This is a genomic window from Actinoplanes lobatus, assembly GCF_014205215.1.
GTDB classification, from domain to species: Bacteria; Actinomycetota; Actinomycetes; order Mycobacteriales; family Micromonosporaceae; genus Actinoplanes; species Actinoplanes lobatus.
On sequence record NZ_JACHNC010000001.1, the window covers coordinates 10179648 to 10200602 of the forward strand.

The window sequence follows — 20955 nt, forward strand, 5'->3', positions numbered from 1 at the left end:
GGGCCCTGACGTCGACCACGGCGAACGCGCACGGCGACTTCCGCAAAAGCGTGACGGCCACGACGACCGGCACGTACAAGGCCGTTTACCGGGGCAACACCAAGCGCAAGCGGGCCACCGCCGCCGACACCCTCACCGTCTCCGACGACCTGGATCCGAGCAGCGCGAGGTGTGCAAGCTGCTGGAACGCGACCCGGCCCGGCTAGGCCCCGCCCAGCTCACCACGCTGCGGCGGCATTTCGCGTCCCGGATCAAGACGGCCCGGGCGCAGGCGCCGGAGAAGCCGTACCGGGAGTTGCTGGCCGAGGTCCTGGACTACCGGCAGTGGCGGGTGTTCGCCTTCACCCTGCACCGGCCGGGATCCAGCGCCGAGCCGTTGACCCGGGCCCGGCACAGCCAGCTGTCCGGCGGCGAGCAGTCGGTGTCGCTGCATCTGCCGTTGTTCGCGGCGGCGAACGCGCTGTTCGGTTCGGCCCGCCCGGACGCGCCCCGGCTGTTGGGCCTGGACGAGGCGTTCGCCGGGGTCGACGACAACGGCCGCGGCGAGTTGATGTCGCTGGCCAAGCAGTTCGACCTGGACCTGTTCATGACCGGCTACGACCTGTGGGCCACCCATCCGGCGGTCACCGGTTGCGCCCACTACGACCTGTCCCACTCCACGGTGGACCACGCGGTGTCGACGGTCCTGCTGGTCTGGGACGGCACGATGAACGTGGCCGACTTCGACGGCACCCTCGCCCGTGCCCTCGGCTCCCCCGAAACCCGCAAGGCCCCCGCCGATGCCTGACGTGCCCGCCGGTCCGGGCTGGGGCCGGCTGCTGGCGGCCGCGCGGCGCAGCCTGGAACGTACCGGTGGGAGTCTCGCCGGGTCGGTGTCGCTGTCGGCGCCGGACGAGGCGGAACGGCACGTCGTCATCGGGGTGACCGGGGTGCACCGGCCCGCCGGCGTCGCCCGGGTGTCGGTGCGGCTCGCCGAGCTGGACGCCTACCTGCGCGACGCCCACGGCCTCGATCTGGCGTCGGCGGTGGGCCCGTTCCGTGACCGTCCCGGCGAGCGTGCCGCCCTCTCGGTCGCCCGCGGCACCGTCCTGGCCCAAGCGACGTCGAGCCGGCACGCCGGGCAACCGTGGTTCGACCGCTGGCTCGATACGCTCCGCCGTGACGGGACACTCACCCGGATCACCCGCAGTGGCTTGCCGTTTCCGCAGGTGCTGGCGGTGCTGGATGCTCTCCCGGCCGCTACGGAGCCGATGCCGGTCTTCGCCGAACGGGTCCTCGGCGACACCAAGGCCCTGGCCGACGGCCCGCTACGCGGCCTGATCCAGCGGGCGCTCGCGGCATGGCACGAGGTCCCGGCTCCGACCGGCGCCGAGCAGGAGCGGGCGGTGTGGGAGCTGGCCGGGGTGGTCCCGGACGACCTGGCCAGCCAGGTGCTGGTGCTGAACCTCCCGGCGTCCGGCGGCCTGCTCGGCGACTGGCTGTCGTCGGCCGCCGCCGCGCACGTCCCGCTCCGGGTCACCCTGCACCAGTTGCGGCTGGCCCCGCTCGTACTCGATGTCCCGGAGATCTTCGTGTGCGAGAACCCGGCCGTGCTGCGCGCCGCCGCCGGCACGGCCACCGCCCCGCTGATCTGCACCGAAGGCGTCCCGTCCACGGCGGTCCACACCCTGCTGTCCCACCGTCGTCCCGGCACGGTGATCCACTGGCGCAACGACTTCGACTGGACCGGGGTGCGCCTGACCGCCGCCGCCCTGACCCGCTACCCCAGCGTATTCCCGTGGCGCATGTCGAGCACCGACTACGCGGCAGCCGACGGCCCCGGAATCCCGCTGACCGGCACCCCGGCCCCAACCGCATGGGATCCCGCGCTGTCCCGGCTCATGGCCGGCACGGGACGCGCGGTGATGGAGGAGCGGCTCCTCGACATCCTTCTGTCCGACCTTCGCGACTCGCCCGGACCGTAGTCACGCGATTCCGCGGTGTCCAGGTCACTCCGGAGTGACGCCCGCTGGGGAGCCGGTTACGGTTGGCAACTATGACGACCTACTCCGGGCCGGCGAGGCTGATCCTTGCCGGCGGCACACAGGTGTCCGGCATGGCTTCGCTGAGTACCAACCAGCGAGGAGGCATCAACGGCTGGAGCGGCACCTTCCGTCCGGATCAGATCAGCGCGGAGATCCGGGACGCGAGTGACGGGCTGTATCTGGAGTTGCCCTACGATCAGGTCGGGGCTGTGGCCGTCACCGGTGTCCGGAAACTGCTCGCGACGCAGATTCTGATGACGCTCACCGGTAGTGGCCCTGCGCCGTTCTGATCCGTGAAACCAGCCTGATACCCGCCGCTGGCGGGTATCAGGGCGACGTCGGCACCATATTCCATCCGCATCCGCCGCCGGTCGTGCGCGAAAGGGTGACAGCCGTACGAGCCCGGGATGTGGTTGGTCGGTCGGGTTGGTGTCTAGGTCTTGGTAGGTGGCACGGTCCTGAGGACCGTGCGCGGCGGACTGGCGTGTCCGATTCTGCAGGGTCCTCAGGACCTTGCGCCTCCGGAAACCGCCCATTTTAAATGGGCGGTTTCCCTATTCGGATGGCTCCGGTATTTCATGGCACGGAAGGTCGATCAATCGAATACGCGAGCCCTTCCGGCCGTGCAGCCACCACACCGGATCCGCCGGGGAGAGCCCCGTAGCGATGGCGTGGTCGCCCGCAGCGGTGGCCACCAGTCCGGGAGCGTCCATGTCCGCCAGGAGACGGTGCAGGTTGAGTTCCCGGTGGGCGGACGGCAGCCAGAACAACACCGGCCACCGCCAGCGGGTCAGTTCGGCGAGACGGGCGTAGTTGTCCACCTTCCCGGTGAGGACGGACAGAGATTCGGTGCCGCGGTCCATCTCGAGCAGGAACGGCACCTGACGGTCGCCGTCGGCCCAGACGCCGTGCCCGTCGGGGCGGGGCACGGTGGTGAGCAGCATCAGGGTCGGGTCGTCGCCCGTACGGAAGAAGGCTCCTCTCTGTTGAAAGGCCGAAGCAGGGCGCCAGGCGACGAGGCGGGTGCCGGGGTGGGTCCGCTCGTGCGCGGCGAGGTCGGCGAAGAACTGGTTGGTGGCCAGCAGGTGCGGCAGGTTCGCCCGGGAGGTGAGGTGCTGGCGGCGTTGCCGGGCCTGGTCCCGGCGTGGCAGCGGGTCACCGCGCTGGGCCGCGACGATGTCGGTGCCGAGCTGGTCGAGCAGGTAGTGGTAGGGGTAGGAGCCGCCTTCCCAGCGTTGCGGCCGGAATCGGGTCAGCACGCCGAGGTCGACGAGCCTGAGCAGCCGCCGCTGACAGAACGTGAGCGAGCCGAACAGGGCGGCGTCGATCTGTTCGGTGGTCAGGACGCCGTGGTCGTAGAGCCAGTCGAGCAGCCGCAGATCGCGGTGGGTCAGGGCTGCCTGCGCCTTCAACAGGCGCTGTTCATTGCTGGTGCGCATAGCCATCACCCCCCTGGGGAGACCCGGACAGAGGTCTGTCGGAGCAAACCTCTGATGTTCGGAAGTGGCGGTTGACCTGCACTGACAGGCCGGTAGAGGGGGTCGGTCCGGGGGTAGGTCTCCAGACCCACCCCCGGACCGACTCCCGGACGAACACCGGAATCGACGCCCGGACGCCGATGAACCGGTCACGTCCGTGACGCAACGGGCTCCTCCGCCGCCGTTTCAGCCGTGCCGGGCTGCTCGCGGATCAGCTTGACGAGCGCGGATACGCGTGCGTTCGACATGGCGTGACCCTGTCCACGTAGGACCTCGGCCAGCGCCTCCCGGGACAGCGGACGGCCCTGCCGAGCGAGGCTGTCCGCGGCTTCCCGGGCCACCGGCAGCAGTTCGCGGACGTCAGGGCCGTCCGCCCCGGGAGTGGAAGGTGCCCCCGGTTGTCCGGGACCGTCCCGGACGACGCTGTCCGTAGTGCTCGATCCGTCCCGGACGGTGGGGACGACGCTGTCCGCAGATTCCCATCCGTCCGGGACGGTGGGGAACGCACTGTCCGCGGCCCTCGGCCTGTCCGGGACGGTGCGGACGACGCTGCCCGTAATCCCCGATCCGTCCGGGACAGCGGGGACCACACCCTCCGTGGCCCCTGATCCGTCTCGGACGGATTTGTCCGCGGCACCGGGACCGTCCCGGATCGCTGGGACACCGATTTCCCCAGCTTGGGGGTCGGTTCCGGCTCGTCCGAGCGCGATCTTCACCATCGCCAGGAACCCGACCGCGGGCAGCGCCGCCGCGATCCACCCGATGATCGACGGCTCCGCTTCCACGACCTGTGCGCCCAGGGACAGCACGACCGCCACTACCAGCACCACCGCCGGGAACCACAGCCGCGCGGCGACGCGTTTGCGGCGCCGCAGTTCCAGGCCGCCGGCGACCGACATCAATTCCAGGACCACGGCGTCGGCCCAGGCCAGCCACCCTGGCTGACCATGTGCCGCCGCGACGTCGTGCACGTGGGTGAACGACGCCGCCGCGGCGGCCGCTCCGATCGCCAGCATGATGACGATCTGAACGGCGCCCTCGGTACGCGCGGCACGGTCCGCACGCGTCGAGGATGGTGTGCGAACTCGGCTCATTCGCGCCACCGGCATGGCGGGGAGGCCCGGTCGTGCCGGGCGGCGAGGGCTGTTCCGTTCGCTGTGACAGACCGTGTCAGACGGCGAACGGGCTCGGACCGGCCTGTGTGACAGGTCCGGCGGGTAGCATGCCCTCCCCAAACGAAGTGACGTTGATCGATAATCATGGCGGCGCCCTCCAGACATGACGACGAACCCGTACCGCGACTGCGGCCGGTACAGGAGAAGGGGAATGCCGGGCGCCGGTTTGGACACGACCCGTACAAGATCTTTTGAGCGATCACACCGCGACGGGGGTTGGTGGTGCAGCCGAACGAATTGACGGCTCTCTCCCCGATGGCGCTTCCAGGATGCTGGGACGGACCCCTGTTCGACTGGTTCCTGGACCGCTTCGCCATGCTCGACTGGACCATCCCGGCCGGCCACTTCGCCCCGGGGCTGCCGCCACGGGACATGCGTCCCCGTACGCTGCTGCGTTTCCTGCTCGAAGACGCCGACTACGCACAGCGCGACGAGATCTGGGCCGCCGTCATCACCGGGGCGCGGCGGCCGGGCACCGCGGAGGCGTACCGGATTCTCTCGATCGGTCTGGCCGCCCGCGGCCTGCGCGGTTCCCGCAAGCGTGTCCCCGTAGCCCACCGTGACGAAGCCGAGGACGTCGACCACGATCTGGTCCTGGGTTTCCTGCGCCGCCTGGAGACCATCGACGTCGGCGTCACCAACCTCGGCCTCAGGCTCATCGACAGCGGCGTCACCCACGCCAAGAGCCGGCAGCGCTCACGGCTAAGGCCGACCGCGTCCGAGCTCGATCCCGCCGGCTCGGACGTTCCGGAGGACGACATCGCGACCATGTTCAACGCGGTCCTGACCGAACTCGCGACCGCCGGCAGGCCGCTGGCCGAGCAGGACGTCAAACTGCTCACTCTCACCGGCTTCGACGGGCTGAGCATCAAGGACGCGGCCCAGCGACTCGGCATCGGCGTGCAGGCCGCCTACAAGCGCCACCAGCGCGCCCACGCACGGATCCGCGAACACCTGGCGGCCCGCGACCAGGAACCGGCTACCGCCGTTCGCGATGCCAGGGCATCGGTGGCGGCGGAGGGATCGTCGACTCGTCGAACGGTTCCGATCCCTGACCGACCGCGATCAACTCGGAGATCAACGCCGAGAGCTCGGACTGCCACCCCGGATCACGATCAACCCGCAGCACACCCCGAATCCGGTCCGACAACACGAGCACCGGGCCACCCGAGCGACCGGCAACGCTGAAATCCGGACCGTGCACCAGCACCACAGATCCCGCGACCCCGCCCCGTACCGAAACCCCGTCGGGGGACGATCCGGACCGCGCGATATCCCATAGCGTGACCACAATGTCCGCGAGCTCAGGCTCATCCTCGATGAACGCGACGTAGGAGCTGGTCGCCCCACGGGACCGATCGGCCCACACCGAGGCCGTCATGTCCCGCAACTCAGCGGCCAACATGCCAGCCAGCGCTGTACGCCCGGACGCGGAGCCGCTAGGTGACGCTGGTGTCCCCTCGTCGGATTGGTCCCGCATTCCGGTCACGCCGATTAGCCTGCCATCAATCACCCCACGCCGATAGCCGGGCGGGCGGCAAGGCACGCGTACGATTCACGAGATCAAGGCCCGGGGCAATACGCTTGCTCCGGGCCTTGATCTCGACCACTGGCAAGCCATTACCGTTGCCGCGCATCCATCTCATCGTCGCCTTCCGGAGCAACCAGCCCGGACCATAGCTAGAAGCGGTCGAGGCAGATGCCGGAAAGCGTCACTTCGTCCGCACATGGCTGCCGCGCCGCTTCGCGGCTTGCCACCGAGAGAGGTGGTCACCGCGGGCGGGATGCCGGCGGACCGCCGAGCGGAACCGGATCATCAGACCCGTCGACTCGCCCGTCGGCTGGAAGAACCGTAACGGAAGATTCCTGTTGCGCAGCAGGCACACCGCTGATCGCGCCCGGCTCGACGGAGCATTCAGCCGGGCGCGATCAGGCCGGCTATGCCACGAAGCGGGAACGGCGGCGGCGTCCGATCAGGTAGCCGGCACCGCCGAGGAGCAGGAGCGCACCGCCGACGCCGGCCACAGTCCCGGTGTCTGCACCGGTCAGGGGTAGCCCACCACCCTCGCCGTCGGGGGTGTCCGCGCTGGCGGAGGAGCTGGGAACAGGTGTGGCGGTCGTCGTGGCGCTGGGCGTGGCGCTCGGTGTCGCGCTGGGTGTGGCGCTCGGTGTGGGCTGAGACGCGCAGTCAAGCGCACGCGCGGCGTACAGACCCTCGTTCAGGTAAGCCAGGGAAGCATCGATGGTCCCGTTGTCGAGCACCTTCTGCGCGGCCGCCTGCACGTTGGCGCCGGCGCCGGTCAGCGTTCGGGTGACCGAGATCCGCAGATCCGCCGTCCAGGCGGTATTCATGCCCTTCTTGAGGAAGGCCCGCAGGTCCTCCGCGGTGCCCTCCAGCCGCTCCTGCATCGCGCGAGGCAGGACGGGCAACGAGTCGGCTTTCGCCGCAGCCAGGATCTGTTTGGCAACAACCAGGATCTCCGCATCGGCGGCGGTGTCCGGGTCGATGGTGACCAACTCGCGGATGTCCGTGTAGAGCTTGCGTTCGACCGTTTGGCAGGCCGTGTCGAGCCCGGACGTTTCGGCTTGTGCTGCCGCTGGTGCCGCGGGGATCAGTAGAACCAGCGCCATCAGGACACCGGCCGAAAGCTTTCGTCGCATGTGGGTCTTCCCCCCGTTGAAGGCCAAAGCCCGGAGATACTACCGTCGATGGCCTGATAGGCAAGACGGGGGATCTCGTCAATGCTCATCTCCGGCGGGCGGTGGGGGCAGATCAGCCCTTTGCTTCGCGGACGTCCGTTCCCTGCTCGGCGAACGCCTTGAAGTCTTGCATGTGCTGCTGTGACTGTTTACGGAAGGCGCTGGGCATCAACAGCCCCACCAGCCGCATCAACAAGCCGCTGAACCGGTATTCGTTCTCGCTCACCCAGAGCGTCGTCTCCGGGCCGGCTTCGGTAAACCGGTCACGCACGGCGCTCCAAATGCCCTTGGCGACGATTTCGCGGTCGAAGTGAACGACGCTTTCTTTCGGGATCCCGTGTAGGTCTGTCGGCTCCCGGCGCGTGATGGTCTCGGTGCACTCCATCGCCTGCTGCCCCATCTGCATCACGACGCGTGACTCGGTACCAACGTACCCGTGCATCCCATTCAGCGGCTCGTGCACCAGGCCTCGCAGCCAGTTCGGCATGTGTGCCGGGTCGGCGAGCATCTGGACCACCCTCTCCCGCGGCAGGGCGATCTCGATCGAGACGGTGTACTTCATGGTGGAGCGCTCCAGGTTCCTGAGTGAAAGGCAGGCACACACCAATAGCCTCGCCCTAAATTAGTCCAGTCATGTTCTACAGGCTCCCCGATCGGCGCACGCTATGGCCGATTCGTGCTCGCACGTCGCCCAGCGCGGTCACGCTCGGTAGGTGGCGCGCTTCCATCTAGCATCCGAACCTGCCAATGTGGACGCACGGCCCGGCCCGGTTAGTTGAGTTGTGAGTCCCACCAACGCGGCAAGTCGTCGTTCGGCTCCTCCGGACTGGCGAAGTGGAACGGCACACCGACATGCTGAGCAACGGCCCGTCCCTGCTCAATCGCCTGCTGCGCTTCCGGCCAGGGCGGCACCTGTCCCGTAAACAGGCGGAGATCGCCGCCGAACTGCAGCACCGTCAACAACACTTCATCGAAGCAATCGTGGCGCCCGCCCGGCCGTCGCACAATTGCGACAAGGACGACGAACCAGCCCTCTGTGTCGCCGTCCCAAAAGGCTTCGACGGCGAGGACCGGCGCGGTGGCGGCTTCCACCTTCTCGATCAGCTGTGCTGTCGTCGGTGGTGGCGTTGGCGGAAGGAGTCCCTGCCGGTCGAGTTCGGCGCGTCGCTCGATCAACAGATCCTGCGCCTCGTATAGGCCGGGCTGCGGTTGCTGTCCGCCTTCATCGCGCAGGAGTTTGACCGCCGGGATCAACCGACCCTTGCACAGCAACTCGTCTAAACGCTCAAGCAGCCCGGGATCGATCGTCTTCCACCAGGTGCCTGGATGCATGCCGCCATTATCGCCGACCGCGTTCAGCGCCACGACCTAGCCATGATCCGATGCACCTCAATCGACGGGTGCCGTCACCAACAGTGGCGCTCCTCCGTCGACGATTACCCGCTGCGGCCACGATCACCTCGACCACGCCACTGACAAGCAGACGACCACTACGAATCAGACGTTACTCGGAGCGCCCAGCCCAGGAACCGGTTGTAGAGATCGGGCACGGTTCCCACGCCGTGCCGGGCGAAGTCGTCGATCGCCTCGGTCAGGAACCCGGACAGGAACAGCAGTAACGCCAGCCGGTCGAACGGACGCTCGCTCAGCAGTCTGGCCTTGCGCTCCGGACACGGCCATGGCTCGGCGCAATCCTCGCAGTCCCAGCTCGGCCGGACCGCCCGGTGCGCTCCCGCTGAGGTCGCGCTATCCATGACCGACCTCGAACCGCGGCACCTGCTGAGACGCTCCCTTCGTCACACGGCGGCGATAGGCGCAGACCATTTCATGGGTACGGGCATCGGCCTTGTTCAGCACCCGGTTCGCCGGACTCCGCAGGTCGTTGAGCGCCTGTCTACGCAGCGTCGGCGTCGTACTCATCTCCATTGCCGACCACAGCGCTGCCGCGTCGTCCTGGCGGCCGCACCGTCCCAGCAGCCTGAGGCACAGGATCTGCGCCACGACAACGTCGCCATGCTGTCCTCCGCCGGCCCGGCGCAGCACCGCTACCGCGTCGCCACAGGAGCCCAAGCTGTGCAGGCACTGCGCCCAATACAGCCTGGCCCAATTCGCGAGGTCCCGCTGTTGCCGCTGTTCCGCTCCGAGCACCGCGACCTCCCACGCCGCCGCGGCCTCCCGAACGCGACCCAGATGCAGACACAGCCGCCCCAACTCGGTGTTCGCCGCGCAGGACCGCTCCGACAACGGACACGCCAGGACGGTCGTGGCCCGTTGGGCGTATCGCAGCCACGCCAACGCCTGATCGTCCGGGCCCTCGCCCGCCTCACCGAATCGCAGGATCGCCGCCTCGGCCAGGTCCAGGATCCAGCCGGTCACCGTCGGATCGACGGACTCGAGCAGGCCCTCCAACTCGCCCATCCTTTGGGTGTCGAAGTCATCGGACCCTGCCGGAGTCTTCATCACCGCATCCGGGGTCGGCCACTGCTCGCCGACGACCGCCGTCGAGTCATTCACCAGGTCGGTCATCGCCGCCCGCTCCGTCCTCGCCGGGTCCGGCGCTCAACGGCCCCGACAACGCGTCGGTGCCGTCCGGAAGGGGCAGTAGCCCCGCCACCTGTACGAAAACCGATCGCCGCTCGATCGCCGAGCCGTCCGGGCCGAGAACGTAGCCGTCGATCCACCGCCATCCGACGTAGGTCGGCCGCGGATCCACCCGTATCACCCGCAGCACAAGTGCCCGGTCCCCCGCGAACTGCACGCTCGCCGCCGGCCCCACATAGAACACGTCTCCGGGGCGGGGCCCATCGCGATGCACCGCTAACCAGCCAGCAGAGCCAGAGCACCGACACGCACCGCACCGACCAACCCCGGAAGACTCGTCCCCGGACGCTGGACCAGCAGCCGCAGCGTCCGAGAGAAGACCACCACCGCGTTCTCCCGACGCCAACACGGCCCCATGGAACCGCAGGCCAGACACCGACCCGTCGCGCTCGACGTCACATGCTCGTCGAGGAGCGCCTGGGTTTTCCTCAGCTGATCCGCCGACTTCGCGTAGTTCGCAGTCGTCCAGTCTGAGCTTGACGTAGGAGCGGAGAAACGCCTCCCCGTCGGCGCCGGCTCCTGGCAGCATTACCCCATAGGCAAGGCTGAGTGTCGCCCGATGCAGGTAGGCAGCCCAGCCAGCCGGGGCGGCCTCGGTGGAAACGTCGATCGCCAGTCTTACAAGCAACTCGGCCATGTCCCGAATCTCAGGGTCGACGGCGGTCAAGTAGGGGTTTCGTCGCTGCAGGAATCCTCGAAGCAGGGCGATCGCTGCGGGTACGTCAACGGAGCTCACACGACGAGCGCGGTCCAGGTGTGCAGTAGCGTTGCTCATCTCCGCCTCATCACGGGCAAATAGGGCGCAGTGACGCAGCGCGCGTTGATCAACTCCGGGTTGCTGGCTCCGGGCCGACGCTCGGGAAGGCGCAGACTTCGCGAGAAGATCGCAACGGCGCTCTCCCGCCTCCAGCACGGGCCCGGCGTCCCACAAGCCAGGCACCGGCCCGTGGCACTGGACGTGACATGCGTATCGAGGATCCCTTGAGCCTCGCTCAGTTGCCTCTCGGCCGAAGCCGCATAGTAGGTGTTTTCATCCATTTCCCGCCTCCCGTTTGGTGAGTGAGCGGTTGTCGTGACCCCTCGCCAGCGCGCCAGGTCGAAAACCTAAGTTGGACTCCTAATATTTGCCCTCGCGTGTGACGCTACCGTCGAGTCTGAAAAATAGGAACCCAAGTCGCACTATCAAGCAAGGAAGGGGATGATGGCTCCGGACGTGGACGTCCGCACCTCGGCTCAATGAAGGAGCAGTCGCTTTGGTCAACCCGACCATCCAAAGACGACGCCTCGGCATCGCACTCAAACACGCTCGTGAGCAGGCCGGCATGACGCAGGACGAGGCTGCCGCGGCCATCGAGTCCGCGGCCAGCAAGATCAGCCGCATCGAGCTCGGTCAGAGCGGCGTGCGTCCGACAGACCTCACGCTGCTGATCAACGCCTACGGGGTGCCGGAAGCCGTGGCCACATCGATGCGCGAGCTGGCGAAAGCCGGACGGCAACGCGGCCGTTGGAGCAGCTATCGCGAGCAGTTGCCCGCCTGGTTCCGCACCTTCGTCGACCTGGAGGGTGACGCTTCGGAGATCCGCTCCTACCAGGCCGAGATCATCCCCGGCACGCTGCAGACCGAGGCATACATCCGAGCCATCCTCACCAGTCCGGGCACGCCCGACGAGGAAGCGCTCAACCAGCAGGTGAAAATCAGGCTGGCAAGGCAGTCGATCATCGATGAGCACACCGAACTCGCCTACGTTCTGAGCGAGTCAGCGGTACGGCGCATGGTCGGCGGCCCGGACACGATGCGTGATCAACTGGCCCATCTGGTCGCGCTGAGCCAGCGGCCCCACGTGACCATCCAGGTTTTGCCCTTCGCTGCGCAGACCTACGCCGTCTCCTCGTTCAGCTTCGTCATCCTGCGGTTCGACCAAGACTCGGCATCGGACGTGATCTACACCGAGACTTTCACGGACGCCGACTACCTCGACCGGCCCGATCTGGTCCGGGCCTACACTAAATTGTGGGATGACCTGCGAGCTGCGGCCCTCGGGCCCAGGGCTGTTGCATTCTCGGAGCGTGATGCGCTGACCAGGTATTTTGTGGAGTGAGTGGCCTCTGTGGAGGCAGTTGGGGTGGGTGAAGCCCTCAAGGTGATCATGGAGTTCTTCACGCTGCACGACCACCGAGGACTCCACCCGCCGATGGCATCATCTCTGATCTCCGCACTGACCGTGACTACCCCTGGGCCGGACACGCCTACAAGGCCGGTCACCGACAGTGAACGCCGAGGACTCCTCGACGCCGTAAGCCTGGTCCCGGACCCGCGGAACCCTCGTGGCATCCGGTATCCCCTGGCAGCGTTGCTGACCGTCGCGGTCTGCGCGGTCCTGGCCGGCGCCTCATCGTTCACTGCGATCACCGACTGGCTGTACGACCTCGACGAACCTGCGCAGGCCCGACTCGGGTTCACCCGTGGAATACCGGCCGGAACAACGGTGTGGCGACTGTTGACCCGCCTCGATGACGCCCTGGTCAGCGCGGTCCTGGCCGGCTGGCTTCGCGCTCGGGCGCAGCCGGCGCCCGAACGGCCGCACCGCTACCGGACGGTGATCGCCGTCGACGGCAAAACACTCAGGGGCGCCCGGCTGGCTGAGGGGCGTCAGGTGCATCTGCTGTCCGCGCTGGACACCAGCACCGGCATCGTTCTGGCCCAAGTCACCGTCGACACCAAGTCGAACGAAATCCCAGCATTCACCCCGCTACTCAACGCCGTCGAGAAAATCCTCGGCGACCTGGCCGGGGTGCTGTTCGTCGCCGACGCACTGCATACCCAGACCGATCACGCCCGGCAGATCACCGCCCGCGGAGCCCACCTGCTCCTGCAGGCAAAAGGCAACCAGCCCACCCTGTTCGCCCAGCTCAAGGCCGTTCCCTGGGCACAAATCCCGGTCGGTGACCGGACCCGCGATCGTGGCCACGGCCGCAAAGAGACCCGCACCGTCAAAGCCGTCACTGTGCACATCCCGGGCGGTATCGCGTTTCCGCACGCCCAGCAGGCCGTCCGGATCACCCGTACCCGCACCGTCGACGGCAAGACCAGCCGCGAGACCGCCTACCTGATCACCTCCCTGCCCGCCGCCCACGCCCAACCCGCCGACCTGCAGAAATGGGCGAGAGCAGAATGGCTGATCGAAAACCAGGTACACAACGTCCGAGATGTCACGTTCCGTGAAGACCAACATCAAGCCCGGACCGGCACCGGACCCGCCATCATGGCCACCCTGCGTAACACCGCCATCGGCTGGCACCGCATCAACGGCGCAACCAACATCGCCCGCGCCAACCGACGCGCTGACCGCCGCTCAAACGACCTCATACAGGCCGTGACCAGCATCTATCCCAACACGCAATGACCCTGCCCTCGGGCCCGTAGAGTCGCGGCTCCTCATCGAGCAGCTTGGCGATCCATCCTGAAAGAGTTGGCCATGAGCACCGCAGACCTCAGTCGCGCAGTCTGGAACAAGAGCACCCGATCCGACGGCAACGGCGGCAACTGCGTCGAGGTCGCCCGCAACCTTCCCGACATCGTCGCGGTCCGCGACTCCAAAGACCGGAGAGGCCCCGCGCTGATCTTCACCTCCGACGAATGGATCGCCTTCCTCGCCGGAGTCAAGACCGGCGAGTTTGACCTGCCAAGCTGACCGGAAGCACGTACTTATCTGTTCGGCGAGGGTCAGGCCCCGGCCTCGGGTGCACGTGAGTTGACATTTCCGAACGAGATGCCGCCTTGCACGTCGCGGGCCTGCACGACGTTGCCTCCGACCGAACCGGAGAGGTTGTTGACGACCCCGTCGCTGCCGGCCTGTAGGTAAGGGGTGAGATCTTGCCAGAGTCGGCGGAGTTCATGGTCAAAGGCGGGGTCCTCGGCGGCAGCCTGTGCGAGTTCCTCGCGAAGTGACTCAATGCGGGTGTCGTCCGATGGGTCGACCTCAGCCTCGGCGAGGGCCGTCTGCGCCGCATCGTCGCCCTGGAAACGGCGCTTGACCAGGCGGGCGAGCGCGGCGAACACGGCCCTGCCGCCCTCCGCCAGCGCTTCGGATGATTTGGTCGCCAACGTCAGCGCGACCGCGGCCAAAATCTCCTCGCCTGCCATCGTGACTCCCCGTTTCCCTCGCTCGGAGGCTACGCCGATCAGATAGCCTTCTCGCTCCGCGAGACCATCGACGTACGTGAGCGTAGATGCATGTGTCGCCGTAGTCGAAGGCTCCAGTCAACATCCTGACGCCGGAGACATGCCCTACTGACCTCAGGCGGTCCGCATCGATGTGCGGCAATCCGTTCGCGACGTGTCCCGTCGGCGACCGTCAAGATCGAAGTCCTGCCTCCGCCGTGCCCACTATGGATTACCCTGTGTGCGTGAATGGCCTGGTCGGCCCATGAACGCCTATTTGCGGAGCCATGCCGTCTGCCAGCATGTTTGACCCCCATTCGGCCGTCATGATAGCGTCACCCAGAGTAATAGAATCGCTCGGGATGATATGGGGAAGCATGGCTGAAAAATGGGAGGCTGATTCCTCGGCGTCATTCTTGCGGCGACTGGGGAAGTCGTCGCATGAGCTTGGGCAAACCTCCGGTGATGGAAGCTGCCCGGATATCTGGGAACTTGATAACGGTGACGTCGTCGTCATTGGTGCGGACCTGACCACGTCGTATGAATCCAGGCTGCCGGACGGTGTCAGTATTGACCCCGGAGAGCGTTTGGTCGTGATTCCTCGCGCGACGATCCTCGCCGCCAAGGCGGACATTCCGGATGCATGATCTCTTCGGTGGCGCCGCAGGCGAGCGGCTGGAGCTGGCTACCTACTACGCTGACTTTGAAACAGATCTGTGGTCGACTTCTGCGCCCGGCTTCTGGAAGCTGGAGCGTCAGCAGTTCTTCAAAGAGCCCGGAAATGCAAGCTGGGAAGCCTTCGATAAAGGCGACTGGCAGGAGTCGATGCGCATCATCGAGGCTGGGCGCTCTGACATGAGCGAGTATTATCGGAAGATTGATGAATACGGTTTCATCAATCGGCGAGTCCGTGTGGTCGAGCAGCCCATCATTCCCTATCTCCAATGGGAGCTTCATATTCTACGGATGCGCGACCAGTACGGCGGAAAGGTACGGGTCGTCACCGCGGAGCAAATCGCGGACTTTGAACGAAAGACCCCACTACCGGAGATCTACACCCACGGAACGACGGTCATGTACCAGGCCGTCTACGACGACGATGGAGTCCTGGAGTCCGCACGCAGGTTCACCGACAGTGACCTTGTAGCGCGCTGCCAGCGGTTCATCCAGGACCTGTACGAGATCGGCCAGCCGCTGGAGTCGTTCTTCGCCGAAAACGTCGCGGTTCTTCCCCCTCCGCGCATGCCGTAGCCGTCCTTTCACCTGACCGGACACAGCGATGCCTACCGAAGAGCCCGCCGACCGGGAGGAGACGGTGTGGCACGGCAACCGCATGGCAGCGGGCGGTACCGGCGATATCGTGCAGGCCCGCGATGTACATGGCGGTGTGCACTTCTACCGGTCCGAACCCGTAGCAGAAGCGACGTTCGCGATAACACCGTCGCAGCTGCCCGGTGACGTACGCGGATTCGTCAACCGGCACGCCGAGATGGCCTACCTCACCAACGCCCTGGCTGTGGACCCCGAGGAGCCCTCGGCTGCCGCCCTGATGGTCCTCACCGGAACGGCCGGGGTGGGAAAGACCTCCCTGGCACTGCACTGGGCCCACGGTGTCCGCCACCAGTTCCCCGATGGACAGCTCTACGTCAACCTGCGCGGCTACGACCCCGGTACGCCGGCCACACCCGAGCAGGTGCTCGACCGGTTCCTCCGCGATCTCGGAGTACCGGTGACCGCCATCCCGGTTCATCTGGACGACCGCGCGTCGCTGTACCGCTCGCTGCTGGCTGATCGCCGGATCCTGGTGATCCTCGACAATGCCGCTACCGTCGGGCAAGTTCGGCCACTCCTGCCCGGAACGGCCAGTTGCCTTGCCCTGGTGACCAGCCGCAGCCGGCTCTCCGGCCTGATCGCCCGGCACGGTGCTCTGCGGGTCGGCGTTGACATCCTGCAGGAGGACGACGCCGTTGCTTTACTGGGAAATGTGACGGCACGATACCGAGTCGACGACCAGCGACACGAGCTGGTGGAGCTGGCCCGGCTCTGTGCTCGGCTGCCGTTGGCCTTGCGGATCGCCGCCGAACGCGCCGCCAGCCGACCCATGATGCGACTCGACGAACTCATCGCCGACCTGCGCGACGAGTCGGGGCTCTGGGACGCGCTGACCGCCGACAGCGAGGACGACACCGACGCCGTCCGCACGGTGTTCGCCTGGTCGTACCGGGCACTGCCGGAACCCGCGGCGCGACTGTTCCGCCTTCTCGGCCTCCATCCTGGCAACGAGTTCGGCCTACCCGCCGCGGCGGCCCTCGCCGGTACCGACACCAGGTCCGTACGCCGGCACCTGGACGTACTGGTCGGTGCGCACCTACTCGAACAACCGGCCCCCGGTCGGTATCAGTTCCACGACCTGCTCCGCGCGTACGCGCTCGATCAGGTCCGCCTCCTCGAACCCGCCGACATCCACGCCGAGGTGCTGCATCGCGTTCTCGGCTGGTATCTGCACACCGCCGACGCCGCCCAGTCCCGTATCTCTCCCTTCGACCGATACCACCTGACCGAACCCGTCCCGCCCGACGTGCACCCGCTCGCCTTCGACGACTACACCACCGCACTGCGGTGGTACCAGACCGAGGCCGCCAACCTCGTCGGCGCGACCCGGGCCGCCGCCGAGGCGGAGTTGCACACCCTCGCCTGGCAACTCGCCGCTGTGCTGCGCGCCATCTACATCCACCAGAACGCCTTCGACGACTGGCTGACCACCAGCCGCATCGGCGTCGACTCCGCCACCCGGTCCGGTGACCGCACCGGACAGGCCGAAGCATGGGAAAACGTCGGCAAGGCATGCTTCCAGTCCCGTCGGCTCGACGAGGCCGAGACCAGCCACCGCGCTGCGCTGAGCATCCGCCAGAGCCTGGGCGACCGGTTCGGGGAAGCCAAGTCCACCAACGCACTGGGCCTGATCGGTCTGCGGCGCCGACGACTCACCGACGCCCGGTCATTCTTCGACCAGAGCCGGGCGATCTTCCACGACCTCGGTGAGCGCCGCTGGGAAGCACTCATGCAGAGCAACCTGGCCGAGACGCTGTGCGAACTTCATGATCCGCAGGCCGCCGCCGAGATCCTCCATGAGGCGCTGACGGTGTTCCGGGATCTCGGTGACCGATTCGGCGAAGGCAACGCGCTGTTCCTGCTCAGCTGGGTCCAGCGCGGACTCGGCGACATCACCCGCGCTCGCGCCGCCATCGACACGGCCCTCACCATCGCCGAGGATGACGAGAACCAGGTGTGGCAGGCGCACTGGCTGGTCGAACTGGGTGAAGTCCAGCGCGCCGCCGAGCAGCCCGCCGACGCGCTGATCTCCTATCAACGGGCAGCATCGATCCAGCGGCAACTCAGCGACCGCAGCCGCGAAGCCTTCGCGATCGAGGGCGCCGGCCGGGCCTATCAGCAGCTCGGCCGCCTCTCCGAGGCAACTGACTTCTATCGGGTAGCCGCCGAGACCCATCGCACGCTCGGCGACCGGTGGCGGCAGGCACTGTGCCTGCACCGCCTCGCGAACGTCCTCGAACAGCAGAATTCCCGAGACGAGGCCAGGTCCTGTCGGGGGCAGGCACTCCCCTTGCTCGCAGACTTCGATGACCCCGAGGCCAGCTCACTACGCCAGCGCATCACCCAAGCGCTCAGCGACGGATAGCGGGCGGCTCCGTGGATGCCGACTCGACAATCCAGATTGGCCCGTCGGCACACTCGGCTCGGGTCCCGTCCGCCGGATCCAGCCGTGTCCGGAGCACCTTCAGCCACTGGTCACCGACTTTGGCGACCGGAGCATGTTCCGGTCCCATGAAGCCGAACATCCGTACCTGGTTGTGCACCTGCGCCGAGGTCCGCGACCAGTCCACCACGGAGAACTCAGGCTCCACGAACCCCGCGTACGACGTACCCGCCTCATCCTGAGGAATCCCGGGAAACCCCCGCTCCACCTTGTCCAACGCGACCGTGAGCACCTCGTCGAGAACCGGGCTGACCCGCTGCCACAACGTGTGCCGGCTGACGTCTTCCTCCAAGGGGATCCCACCCCGCTGAGCGAGAATCGGACCGGTGTCGAACTGTTCATCCATCCGATGGACCGTCAACCCAATCTCCGGATCGCCGTTCCGGATCGCCCACAGCACCGGTGCCGGCCCCCGGTACCGGGGCAACAACGACGAGTGAACATTGATGACGCCTGCTCGGGGTACGCGTAACGCGGACGCGGGTAGCTTCCAGTTGAAGCCGTAGACCACCAGGAGATCAAGCCGGTATCCGCCCAAAGAGTCGGCCAGACCTTCGGCAGTACCGGGCAGCAAGAGATCCATACCGGCTGGCATCGCCTCAAGCACGCGGCCGACGGCCACTGCCGTACGAGCGTCCGTACGGCCCCTCGGCTTCATCGAACGGCAATACACATACGCGACGGGCTCGTGGCCCGCCGCAACGCAGGTTGTGTAGAGGGCTGCGAACTCCTCGACTCCGAACGTCGCAAGGCCAACGCGCATCGAAGCGGCCACGACGCTGACACTACCCGGCCGAGGCCCTGAACATCCTCAGCTCCTACCGGCTGGCGGCAGAGCGGACCGACGAACCCGCCGCCGCCAGTCAGCGAATCACCGTGAAGGCGGCGACCCGTCCAGGACCGCCTGCTCGACATCGGACAGTACACACCGCTGACCAGCGTGCATCGCACGTCATTCGACAGCACCGGCACCACCGTCGAGCACTCCGACAACCCGTATCGGGCCGACCCCTACGCCATCAAGGTGACGGTCTTCAATCACTGACCTACCGACCGTTCACACATTTTCCAACACCAGGTTCTCGGTGTCCGCCCCTGTTGACACGGAAGGTGAATATTGCGAGTGTTCGTCCAGCATGTTTCCTGTTTGAGTCTGTGGACTTGTCTCTCCGGGAGCACACCTCATGTCACTGAAAACCCGTGCACTGCTGGGCACCATACTCCTTTCGCTTGCATGTGTGAACGTTCCCACATCGGCTTCAGCCGGGCCTTCGCCGACCGCGTGCGCCACCACCGGGTCGGTCGACTTCGGCGTGGATCTGGCCGGCGACGGCTGGAAGTTCACCACCGGCGACGATCCGGCCTGGTCGGACCCGTCCTTCGCCGACACGGCCTGGCGGGACTGGAGCGTTCCCGACAACTGGGGCGCGCACAGCGACCTCACCTCGTACGACGGCTTCGCCTGGTATCGCAAGACGTTCACCCTGCCGGCGCGACCGGACGGGGTCACCGACGCGGCCGTCGTCGCCGCACTCGGCAAGATCGACGACGCGGATCAGGCGTTCCTCAACGGGCAGGAGATCGGGCGGACCGGGGGCTTCCCGCCCACCTTCGACTCCACCTGGGAGGTGCCGCGCGAGTACTACCCGGCGGACGGCCTGCTGAAATGGGGCGCCACCAACGTCCTCGCCGTGCGGGCCTACGACGGCACCGGTGGCGGGGGCTTCTACCAGGGACCGGTCGGGCTCTACTCGAAGGCGCGGCTACGGGCCCTTGCCGGCAACACGGGGACGGCTGCCACCCGTACCCAATTGGCTCATGCCTGTGCCGTGCTGGACCGGCAGCATCGCGCCGTCGCCGCCGGGGACGTCCGCGGCTATGCCGCGACGCTGGCCGACGGGTTCTTCCACCAGGGCGACACCGCCCTGCGCCGCGTCGCTGAGCTGCGGGAGCTACTGAAGGCCGGAAAGGTGACACTGACCGACGCGCAGGCCGAGGTGTTCGTGGACGGCCAGGGCCGGCTCGTCGTCGACACCATCCGCAGCTGGACCGGGCTGCCGCCGACCCGGGAGCTGCTCTACCTCGACCCGCGCAGACCGGTCGAGCTGGGTGACCACTCCCGGTTCTTCCGCGACGACTACCCGTCGGCGGCGATGGGCCGGCGTGCGCAGTTCAACGTGTACCTGCCGCCGGGCTACACCCGCACCAGCGCCAAGCGGTTCCCGGTCGTCTACATGTTGAACGGGTTCAACGGCAGCAACATTGAGTGGGAAGCCCGCAATATTGACAGTGTCCTGGACAAGCTCGGCGTCGAGGCGATCGTGGTGTTCCCGGACGGTGGCAGCGGCTGGTATGTCGACACGTCCGCCGGCAGATACCGGACGATGATCGTGGACGAGATCGTGCCGCTGGTGGACCGGGCGTACCGGACCGTCGCCGACCGGGAGCATCGCGGGATCAGCGGCGTGTCGATGGGCGGGCAGGGGGCGTTCACGCTCGGGCTGCTAAACCCGGCGGTGTTCAGCTCGATCGCCAGTCACATGGGCGCGCTGAGCCTGCCGCCGCTGGTCGGGACGTCCGCCGAGCAGGCCGCCAACGCCGGGCTGCGGCCGCTCACACTGGTCGCCGGGATGCCGGTGGCCGACCTCGACCGGCACCGGTACTACTTCGACGGCGGCGACTCCGACGAGTACCGGTTCGGGGCGGCGGCGCAGCAGATGAGCACGGCGTTGGCCGCTAAGGGCGTGCGGCACGACTATCAGCTGGGTGCCGGGCGGCACGATGACGCGTACTGGATGCCGAAGCTGGACCGGTCCTTCGGGCTGCACGCCGAGCAGTTCGCGGCCCATCCGGTGAAGCAGCCGCACGAGCCGAAGCCGGTCCGGTCGCCGTACGTCTGGCCGTGATCGTGGTCGCCGGGCCGCCCACCCCGGCCCGGCGACCATCCCCGCCGCCGCGTCCAATCACCGCGGCTGCCTCCACCCCGGATTTCGAAGCCCGCGCAAACCGTTTGCCCCTCCGGTCAAGGCCGGACACCATG

21 protein-coding genes are annotated in these 20955 nt (G+C 67.3%); 12 read left to right on the forward strand and 9 right to left on the reverse strand.

Annotated elements, in window-relative coordinates; all coding sequences use genetic code 11:
• Nucleotides 1–50 precede the first annotated feature (50 nt).
• The 4 genes from BJ964_RS46125 to BJ964_RS46140 all read left to right on the forward strand — a co-directional run bounded on the left by BJ964_RS46125 (nucleotide 51) and on the right by BJ964_RS46140 (nucleotide 2314).
• Nucleotides 51–206, forward strand: coding sequence for a hypothetical protein (locus tag BJ964_RS46125; RefSeq protein ID WP_188126570.1), 156 nt, complete (start codon nucleotides 51–53; stop codon nucleotides 204–206).
• Nucleotides 170–787, forward strand: a complete 618-nt coding sequence (locus tag BJ964_RS46130) for an SbcC/MukB-like Walker B domain-containing protein (RefSeq protein ID WP_229807473.1) — start codon at nucleotides 170–172, stop codon at nucleotides 785–787. Before BJ964_RS46125 ends, BJ964_RS46130 begins: the two co-directional genes overlap by 37 nt.
• The gene (locus BJ964_RS46135; protein WP_188126571.1) at nucleotides 780–1964 is read left to right on the forward strand and encodes a TIGR02679 family protein; all 1185 of its coding nucleotides are present in this window, start codon (nucleotides 780–782) and stop codon (nucleotides 1962–1964) included. Before BJ964_RS46130 ends, BJ964_RS46135 begins: the two co-directional genes overlap by 8 nt.
• A 71-nt stretch (nucleotides 1965–2035) precedes the next feature.
• Nucleotides 2036–2314: a hypothetical protein gene (locus BJ964_RS46140; RefSeq protein ID WP_188126572.1), complete on the forward strand. Its 279-nt coding sequence runs from the start codon at nucleotides 2036–2038 to the stop codon at nucleotides 2312–2314.
• 264 nt (nucleotides 2315–2578) lie between these two features.
• On the opposite strand, the gene BJ964_RS46145 is transcribed toward BJ964_RS46140, so the two are convergent.
• Together BJ964_RS46145 and BJ964_RS46150 are read right to left on the reverse strand one after the other, a co-directional pair.
• Nucleotides 2579–3469 (reverse strand): replication-relaxation family protein, encoded by an 891-nt coding sequence (locus tag BJ964_RS46145; RefSeq protein WP_188126573.1) that lies wholly within the window; start codon nucleotides 3467–3469, stop codon nucleotides 2579–2581.
• A 182-nt stretch (nucleotides 3470–3651) separates the two neighbouring features.
• Complete coding sequence (locus BJ964_RS46150; RefSeq protein ID WP_188127553.1) at nucleotides 3652–4518, reverse strand: DUF2637 domain-containing protein; 867 nt, start codon at nucleotides 4516–4518, stop codon at nucleotides 3652–3654.
• A gap of 414 nt (nucleotides 4519–4932) precedes the next feature.
• Here BJ964_RS46150 and BJ964_RS46155 point away from each other — a divergent pair, with 414 nt between their 5' ends.
• Nucleotides 4933–5865: an RNA polymerase sigma factor gene (locus tag BJ964_RS46155; RefSeq protein WP_188126574.1), complete on the forward strand. Its 933-nt coding sequence runs from the start codon at nucleotides 4933–4935 to the stop codon at nucleotides 5863–5865.
• Between the two features lie 750 nt (nucleotides 5866–6615).
• On the opposite strand, the gene BJ964_RS46160 is transcribed toward BJ964_RS46155, so the two are convergent.
• The 5 genes from BJ964_RS46160 to BJ964_RS46180 all read right to left on the reverse strand — a co-directional run bounded on the left by BJ964_RS46160 (nucleotide 6616) and on the right by BJ964_RS46180 (nucleotide 9903).
• A complete protein-coding gene (locus tag BJ964_RS46160; protein WP_188127554.1) occupies nucleotides 6616–7338 on the reverse strand; it encodes an LPXTG cell wall anchor domain-containing protein in 723 nt (240 codons plus the stop codon).
• A gap of 112 nt (nucleotides 7339–7450) precedes the next feature.
• On the reverse strand, nucleotides 7451–7939 hold the full coding sequence (locus BJ964_RS46165) for an SRPBCC family protein (RefSeq protein WP_188126575.1): 489 nt from the start codon (nucleotides 7937–7939) through the stop codon (nucleotides 7451–7453).
• 209 nt (nucleotides 7940–8148) lie between these two features.
• Nucleotides 8149–8742, reverse strand: coding sequence for a hypothetical protein (locus tag BJ964_RS46170; protein WP_188126576.1), 594 nt, complete (start codon nucleotides 8740–8742; stop codon nucleotides 8149–8151).
• 125 nt (nucleotides 8743–8867) lie between these two features.
• The gene (locus tag BJ964_RS46175) at nucleotides 8868–9131 is read right to left on the reverse strand and encodes a hypothetical protein (RefSeq protein WP_188126577.1); all 264 of its coding nucleotides are present in this window, start codon (nucleotides 9129–9131) and stop codon (nucleotides 8868–8870) included.
• A complete protein-coding gene (locus BJ964_RS46180) occupies nucleotides 9124–9903 on the reverse strand; it encodes a hypothetical protein (RefSeq protein ID WP_188126578.1) in 780 nt (259 codons plus the stop codon). Before BJ964_RS46180 ends, BJ964_RS46175 begins: the two co-directional genes overlap by 8 nt.
• 1328 nt (nucleotides 9904–11231) lie before the next feature.
• Here BJ964_RS46180 and BJ964_RS46185 point away from each other — a divergent pair.
• From BJ964_RS46185 to BJ964_RS46195, 3 genes are all read left to right on the forward strand, one after another.
• Complete coding sequence (locus BJ964_RS46185; RefSeq protein WP_188126579.1) at nucleotides 11232–12077, forward strand: helix-turn-helix domain-containing protein; 846 nt, start codon at nucleotides 11232–11234, stop codon at nucleotides 12075–12077.
• A 93-nt stretch (nucleotides 12078–12170) separates the two neighbouring features.
• Nucleotides 12171–13382 (forward strand): ISAs1 family transposase, encoded by a 1212-nt coding sequence (locus tag BJ964_RS46190; RefSeq protein WP_407650867.1) that lies wholly within the window; start codon nucleotides 12171–12173, stop codon nucleotides 13380–13382.
• A 72-nt stretch (nucleotides 13383–13454) separates the two neighbouring features.
• Nucleotides 13455–13670: a DUF397 domain-containing protein gene (locus BJ964_RS46195; protein ID WP_188126580.1), complete on the forward strand. Its 216-nt coding sequence runs from the start codon at nucleotides 13455–13457 to the stop codon at nucleotides 13668–13670.
• A gap of 32 nt (nucleotides 13671–13702) precedes the next feature.
• On the opposite strand, the gene BJ964_RS46200 is transcribed toward BJ964_RS46195, so the two are convergent.
• A complete protein-coding gene (locus BJ964_RS46200) occupies nucleotides 13703–14122 on the reverse strand; it encodes a hypothetical protein (protein WP_188126581.1) in 420 nt (139 codons plus the stop codon).
• A gap of 380 nt (nucleotides 14123–14502) precedes the next feature.
• Between BJ964_RS46200 and BJ964_RS46205 the strand changes: the two genes are divergently transcribed.
• From BJ964_RS46205 to BJ964_RS46215, 3 genes are read left to right on the forward strand one after another with little or no spacing between them, the layout of a single operon-like run.
• Nucleotides 14503–14787, forward strand: a complete 285-nt coding sequence (locus tag BJ964_RS46205) for a hypothetical protein (protein ID WP_203832869.1) — start codon at nucleotides 14503–14505, stop codon at nucleotides 14785–14787.
• Nucleotides 14780–15391, forward strand: coding sequence for a DUF6879 family protein (locus BJ964_RS46210; RefSeq protein WP_188126582.1), 612 nt, complete (start codon nucleotides 14780–14782; stop codon nucleotides 15389–15391). Before BJ964_RS46205 ends, BJ964_RS46210 begins: the two co-directional genes overlap by 8 nt.
• Before the next feature lie 28 nt (nucleotides 15392–15419).
• Nucleotides 15420–17837, forward strand: a complete 2418-nt coding sequence (locus BJ964_RS46215) for an ATP-binding protein (RefSeq protein ID WP_203832870.1) — start codon at nucleotides 15420–15422, stop codon at nucleotides 17835–17837.
• Here the strand turns inward: BJ964_RS46215 and BJ964_RS46220 are convergent.
• Nucleotides 17824–18690, reverse strand: coding sequence for a methionyl-tRNA formyltransferase (locus tag BJ964_RS46220; protein WP_203832871.1), 867 nt, complete (start codon nucleotides 18688–18690; stop codon nucleotides 17824–17826). The genes BJ964_RS46215 and BJ964_RS46220 overlap by 14 nt on opposite strands.
• Nucleotides 18691–19153: 463 nt before the next feature.
• Here BJ964_RS46220 and BJ964_RS46225 point away from each other — a divergent pair, with 463 nt between their 5' ends.
• Complete coding sequence (locus BJ964_RS46225) at nucleotides 19154–20821, forward strand: alpha/beta hydrolase (protein WP_188126583.1); 1668 nt, start codon at nucleotides 19154–19156, stop codon at nucleotides 20819–20821.
• The last annotated feature ends 134 nt before the right edge of the window (nucleotides 20822–20955 follow it).

Excerpts from the sequence above, each read along its gene's own strand:
- BJ964_RS46135 (WP_188126571.1), top strand. The coding sequence starts at position 780 with ATGCCTGACGTGCCCGCCGGTCCGGGCTGGGGCCGGCTGCTGGCGGCC.
- BJ964_RS46140 (WP_188126572.1), top strand. The coding sequence starts at position 2,036 with ATGACGACCTACTCCGGGCCGGCGAGGCTGATCCTTGCCGGCGGCACA.
- BJ964_RS46145 (WP_188126573.1), bottom strand. The coding sequence starts at position 3,469 with ATGGCTATGCGCACCAGCAATGAACAGCGCCTGTTGAAGGCGCAGGCA.
- BJ964_RS46150 (WP_188127553.1), bottom strand. The coding sequence starts at position 4,518 with ATGCTGGCGATCGGAGCGGCCGCCGCGGCGGCGTCGTTCACCCACGTG.
- BJ964_RS46155 (WP_188126574.1), top strand. The coding sequence starts at position 4,933 with ATGGCGCTTCCAGGATGCTGGGACGGACCCCTGTTCGACTGGTTCCTG.
- BJ964_RS46160 (WP_188127554.1), bottom strand. The coding sequence starts at position 7,338 with ATGCGACGAAAGCTTTCGGCCGGTGTCCTGATGGCGCTGGTTCTACTG.
- BJ964_RS46165 (WP_188126575.1), bottom strand. The coding sequence starts at position 7,939 with ATGAAGTACACCGTCTCGATCGAGATCGCCCTGCCGCGGGAGAGGGTG.
- BJ964_RS46175 (WP_188126577.1), bottom strand. The coding sequence starts at position 9,131 with ATGGATAGCGCGACCTCAGCGGGAGCGCACCGGGCGGTCCGGCCGAGC.
- BJ964_RS46180 (WP_188126578.1), bottom strand. The coding sequence starts at position 9,903 with ATGACCGACCTGGTGAATGACTCGACGGCGGTCGTCGGCGAGCAGTGG.
- BJ964_RS46190 (WP_407650867.1), top strand. The coding sequence starts at position 12,171 with ATGGCATCATCTCTGATCTCCGCACTGACCGTGACTACCCCTGGGCCG.
- BJ964_RS46195 (WP_188126580.1), top strand. The coding sequence starts at position 13,455 with ATGAGCACCGCAGACCTCAGTCGCGCAGTCTGGAACAAGAGCACCCGA.
- BJ964_RS46200 (WP_188126581.1), bottom strand. The coding sequence starts at position 14,122 with ATGGCAGGCGAGGAGATTTTGGCCGCGGTCGCGCTGACGTTGGCGACC.
- BJ964_RS46205 (WP_203832869.1), top strand. The coding sequence starts at position 14,503 with ATGATATGGGGAAGCATGGCTGAAAAATGGGAGGCTGATTCCTCGGCG.
- BJ964_RS46210 (WP_188126582.1), top strand. The coding sequence starts at position 14,780 with ATGCATGATCTCTTCGGTGGCGCCGCAGGCGAGCGGCTGGAGCTGGCT.
- BJ964_RS46215 (WP_203832870.1), top strand. The coding sequence starts at position 15,420 with ATGCCTACCGAAGAGCCCGCCGACCGGGAGGAGACGGTGTGGCACGGC.